General features: G+C 52.4%; 2 protein-coding genes. Both read right to left on the bottom strand.

Annotated features, from left to right (window positions below; translation table 11 throughout):
* Positions 1-197 precede the first annotated feature (197 nt).
* Positions 198-428 carry a hypothetical protein gene (locus J0895_RS09975; RefSeq protein WP_207087950.1) on the bottom strand — a complete coding sequence of 77 codons (231 nt, stop codon included), beginning with the start codon at positions 426-428 and terminating at the stop codon, positions 198-200.
* 170 nt (positions 429-598) lie between these two features.
* Positions 599-3,025, bottom strand: a complete 2,427-nt coding sequence (locus J0895_RS09970) for an endonuclease MutS2 (RefSeq protein ID WP_207087949.1) — start codon at positions 3,023-3,025, stop codon at positions 599-601.
* Between the last annotated feature and the right edge of the window lie 60 nt (positions 3,026-3,085).

Raw genomic sequence — 3,085 nt, 5'->3', positions numbered from 1 at the left:
TCATTGGTCATTGGTCATTGGTCATTGGTCATTGGTCATTGGTCATTGGTCATTGGTCATTGGTCATTGGTCATTGGTCATTGGTCATTGGTCATTGGGTGGGTGGGTGGGGGAGATGGGAGGGATTAAGGATCTTACAAGAGTAGGTTTTTTACTTCCGGTCCCCTCCCCTTAGCAAGGGGAGGGTTAGGGTGGGGTCATAGTGACGTGCGATCGCACGTCACGAAGAAAGAGGTGGGTGGAGTGTCCACGCGCAAGTGCGATCGCACTTGCGCGTAGAAAGAGGTTGGACGAGCCTCCATACAGGCGCGATCGCCTCCAGTGAGTGCGTGACGTGGCTTTGCCACGGCACGAAAACCCCACCCTAACCCGGACCTTGCCAAGGGGAGGGGACCGTCGCTGAAGTTAATAGAAAGGCAAATCACCATGAGCGTAAAAACCCTACTCTTGTAAGGGGATGGGGGATGGGGAGGAACGACTGAAGTCGTTACTACAAAAGGGGGAAGTTACGAACATCTCCCCCAACGACCAATGACCAATGACCAATGACCAACGACCAATGACCAATGACCAACGACCAATGACCAACGACCATTCCCTATTTAAGATACGCAATTGTAACACCGGAACCGCCTTCATTTTGAGTGGCGAGTTCGTAGTGACTAATTTGGGGATGTTGTTTCAAGAACTCATGCACCCCTTGGCGCAACTTACCCGTTCCTTTGCCGTGAACAATCCATAAGGCACCGCCTAGGGGAATTTGTTGAGCGATCGCCTGTTCTAATTCCATTTCCGCATCGGCAACTCGGGCCCCTCGGATATCCAGGTTGTTTCTGGAGGTGCGGACGATTGGGGCTTGGGTTGCCACCTTTTCCGTCGCTGCTGCTGCTGCCGGGGAGACTTTCGTGGTTTGGGTGGATGCTGGTTTTTTGGGCGGGAGTTCCACTTTTTGACCATCCAGGGATTCAATTTCCGTAATCCCTACAGTCATTTTCATCAGTCCAAATCGCACGGTAACTTCCAGATCTCCTTCCCCCACTGCCAGAACTTCGCCGGTTTGTCCAATTTGGGGAATCCGCACCCGATCGCCCGGTTTGGGACGAAATCCCGGTTTCGGTTTGGCGGCTTTTTGCTGTCGCGATGGGAGATGTTTTTCCGCAATTCCCTGTAACTCCTGGGTTGCTTGATTGGCATCTTGTCCAGTCACGTTGCCTTGTTGTAAGCGCCGAATCACTTGGGCAATTTCTTGCTTCGCAACCGCGATCGCCTCTGAAACAGCCCGTTCTTGGGACTGCTGGAGTTGCCGTTCCCGTTCTTTCAAAGACTGCGCTTTATCCGCGACTTCCCGATACAGGCGTTCAGTTTCTCCCAGCAATTGACCCGCTTCTTTGGCCTTGGTTTCCTGCTGTTTGCGTTGATTTTCCAACCCAGCAATCACCCGATCCACGTCTTGGGTGCCACTGGGTGCGACTAAATTCCCGGCGTGATCGACAATTTCAGACTTCAACCCGAGACGGCGCGCAATGGTTAAGGCATTAGAACGGCCCGGAATCCCCCAGAGTAAGCGATAGGTGGGTTGTAAGGTCGCTTCATCAAACTCAACCGAGGCATTTTCAAAGCGATCGTCTTCATATTTGAGGGCCTTGAGTTCGCCATAGTGGGTGGTGGCGATGGTTAACTGGGCGCAATCCGCCAGATCATGCAACAGGGCGATCGCCAAGGCACTGCCTTCGGTGGGGTCAGTTCCAGCCCCCACTTCATCCAGTAACACCAGAGACTCTGGGGTACAACTTCCTAAAATCCGGCTAATCCGGCGAATATGACCGGAAAAGGTCGAAAGACTTTGTTCCAGGGACTGTTCGTCACCAATATCCGCCAGTACAAAGTCAAACCAAGGCAGTTCCACAGGTTCTCGGGCGGGAATAAATAACCCGACTTTTGCCATGAGTACCCCTAACCCCAAGGTTTTCAGGGTGACGGTTTTTCCCCCAGTGTTGGGTCCGGTAATGGCAACAACCCGGATTTGGGGTTGGACAATTAAATCAATGGGAACTACGGCATTTCCCTGTTCATGCTGTTGTTGCCAGATGAGGAGGGGATGGCGTAGTTGCCGCAGGGTAATGGTTTCGGCTTCTGACCCTCGGCTAATAAAGGTCGGGGGGTTAGCATTTAACCAGTAACTGTACCTTGCACGGGCGGTTGCCAGATCGAGGATGGTGACGATCGCCAATAATCGCTCTAAATCTTCGACGACTTCGGTAATTTTGGCGGTTAATGCCCGCAAAATCGCCTCTTCTTCGGCTTTTTCTTGCCGCAGCAGGACCCGCGCCTTGTTGTTGAACTCAACGATGCTATGGGGTTCTACATAGAGGGTAGCGCCACTCGTGGAACTATCGTGAACGATGCCGGGAATGGCATCTTTTTGGGGAGATTTCACGGGGATCACAAAGCGATCGCTCCGTTTGGTGATCAGTTGTTCTTGAACGGCGTTGCTATGCCGTTGCAAGATGCTCTGCAATTTCTGATAAATCTGGTCGCGGACCGAGTGCTGACGCTGACGAATTTCTCCTAACAGGGTGCTGGCGCGATCGGCCACTTGAGCGCGATCGTCGATGCAGCGATGGATTTCCTGTTCGATTTCTGGATAGGTTCGCAGATCGCCAACTAGACGGTTGAGGACGGACAATTGGGGATGATCGTCGATGGTGCGTCGCAGTTGTCTGGCACCGGAGAGGGTAGTGGCGATCGCCAGCAGTTCCTCGGCAGATAAAATGCCATGCAAGTCCGCCCGTTCTAGGGAGTCCCCAATATTATGGATACCATCGAAGGTCAGGGTCATGAGTCCCTGATTTTCTAATTCATAGACTTCTTTGGTTTGAGCAAGCAGCACCAGTGTCTGCTCCAACGTCTCAGGAATTTGGAGGTCACCGGCAGCGATCGCTCCCAGCTTGGTCCCAGCAAATGTTGCTAGGTGCTGGCACAGGCGCGGCCATTCTAGGAGTTCTAAGGTCTCAGACTGAATCAATGCTTCAAAGCTAAATAGGAACTTGGGGAATTTCTATCCTAATCGTAGCTCAGGGAAGAT

Source organism: Phormidium pseudopriestleyi FRX01 (genome assembly GCF_017313335.1).
Classification (GTDB): Bacteria; Cyanobacteriota; Cyanobacteriia; order Cyanobacteriales; family Laspinemataceae; genus Laspinema; species Laspinema pseudopriestleyi.
This window is presented reverse-complemented; position numbering and strand designations above follow the sequence as displayed.

Excerpts from the sequence above, each read along its gene's own strand:
- J0895_RS09975 (WP_207087950.1), bottom strand. The coding sequence starts at position 428 with ATGGTGATTTGCCTTTCTATTAACTTCAGCGACGGTCCCCTCCCCTTG.